The 2,171-nt window shown below is 45.0% G+C and carries 1 protein-coding gene; it reads left to right on the top strand.

Going from position 1 to position 2,171, the window contains the following annotated elements; translation table 11 throughout:
- Positions 1-581 precede the first annotated feature (581 nt).
- Complete coding sequence (ltrA, locus tag CJ255_RS21750; RefSeq protein ID WP_217352522.1) at positions 582-2,051, top strand: group II intron reverse transcriptase/maturase; 1,470 nt, start codon at positions 582-584, stop codon at positions 2,049-2,051.
- Positions 2,052-2,171: the final 120 nt, after the last annotated feature.

Raw genomic sequence — 2,171 nt, 5'->3', positions numbered from 1 at the left:
AAGTGCGACACGAGGCTGTCCGAATAACTGTTAAACGCTCTTTGATTATCAAGACTGATTTAACCTCATGTTCCATCATGAGTAACCTACCGGCACATGCGTCAATGGTAACGTTGGGGTGTGAAGCTGCCGGGACAAAGCTACCCGAGGATTAGCAACATTTTCAAGGGCGCTGGTTTGGATGGTATGGTGAAATTAAGTGAACTGCCGTTGACGTACCGTCATGCGCGAAAGAGTGAAAGTTGCTGACACACTCTGACCAAAAGGTAAGAAGCCAGGATGCAAGTACGTTTGCTATGAGCACATGGATGTTGAGCTTCCGGTATATAGGCAGCACCTAACCCACCCTGTTAAACGGACGGAACGTGGTAAGCCTGTACATCTCCATTGTTGCAAATGGTAGGGGTTTCGTGAGGAATCCACAATGGTGTGCAGGTATGGGAGGATGGATGAAGCGAAGGCCACCTTGTAATGAAGTGGATAGGGGTTCCGCATTTGCCCCCGGTGAAAACCGTGCAGACTTTCATCTGGTTCTCTGTTGCAAGAAAATTGTAATAAGACTTTTTATTTAGGAAATGCAAATGAAGCCCTACATAAAGGACTGTGCGCCTAAAGCCAACTACTCAAACTGGAACGCCATTGACTGGAAGAAAGTAGAGCGGTCGGTCAAGTCATTACAACTACGTATTGCAAAGGCAATAAGGGAAGGAAAACACAGTAAAGCCAAAAGCCTACAATGGATTCTGACCCACTCGTATCATGCCAAACTTTGGGCAGTGAAACGGGTTACTGAAAACAAAGGAAAACGGACGCCCGGCGTTGACAAGATACGCTGGAAAACCCCTAGCCAAAAACTATTGGCTGCCAAATCTTTAGTCAGGAAGGACTACAAAGCATTGCCACTTCGCCGTCTTTACATCCTTAAAAAGAACGGTAAGAAAAGACCGTTGGGGATTCCCACCATGAAAGACCGGGCTTTTCAGGCTTTACACCTTCTTGCCCTCGAACCAGTTTCCGAGACTCTGGCCGACAAAGGCTCGTATGGCTTCCGATTACTTCGAAGCTGTCATGATGCCTTGGAAAGATGCTTTATTCATCTCTCACGGTCGGACAGTGCCACTTGGATACTTGAAGGGGACATCAAGGGATGTTTTGACAATATCAGCCACCAATGGCTTATCGAGAACATCCCCATGGACAAAAAGATACTGCAACAATGGCTTAAAGCCGGGTTTATGGAAAACAAACAATTATTTCCAACCGAGCAAGGTACTCCGCAAGGGGGAATAATATCCCCTACCCTCGCCAACATGACCCTCGATGGCCTTGAAAACATGCTTGACAAAGCCTTTGGCATCTCAATAAGACCAGACGGCTGCCGTAAAAACAACAAGTATAAAATCCACCTTATTCGTTATGCCGATGACTTCATTGTTACGGCCAACAATAAGGGAATACTGGAAAACAAGGTCAAACCTCTCATTGAGGAATTTCTCGCCAATAGAGGATTACAATTATCGCAGGAGAAAACCAAAATTACCCATGTGACAGAAGGTTTTGACTTCCTTGGACAGAACATCAGGATGTATGCCAAAAACAAACTCCTGATGCGACCTTCAAAAGATAGCATCAAATCTGTTATGGGAAAACTCAAAGGGATTATTGTTAAACACAGGGGTTCACAAGCGGCCGTTTTAATCCGAAATCTAAACCGTGTCATAACCGGGTGGGCTAATTACCACAAACACGCCTGTTCAAAGAAGATTTTCTTCAAACTGGACAGGATATTGTGGCGAAACATCTGGAACTGGGCACGCAGAAGACACAACAACCTTGGATACAGAAAGATTGTATCTCTTCTGTTTATGACAATTGGCAACAGAAAATGGCAGTTCTTCGGAAAATTTTCCAACGGTAAAACAATCCTCCTGAGAATGTTTGCCCTTTTCAAAATTAGACGCCACAAACTCATTGCAGGGGCGGTTAATCCTTTTGACCCATATTGGGATGACTATATCCGTAAAAGAAAGTTGCGCAGGATTTTAGCCTGAATTTTCATATATTGTCGGGTGGTTTAATCCGCCTTTAGAGAGCTTGAGCCGTATGATGGGAAACTATCAAGTACGGTTCTTAGGGGACAAAGGCGGAGCAATCCGCCTGCGTTACCCGAC

The organism is Candidatus Viridilinea mediisalina (assembly GCF_002532535.1).
Lineage (GTDB): Bacteria > Chloroflexota > Chloroflexia > Chloroflexales > Chloroflexaceae > Viridilinea > Viridilinea mediisalina.
This window is presented reverse-complemented; position numbering and strand designations above follow the sequence as displayed.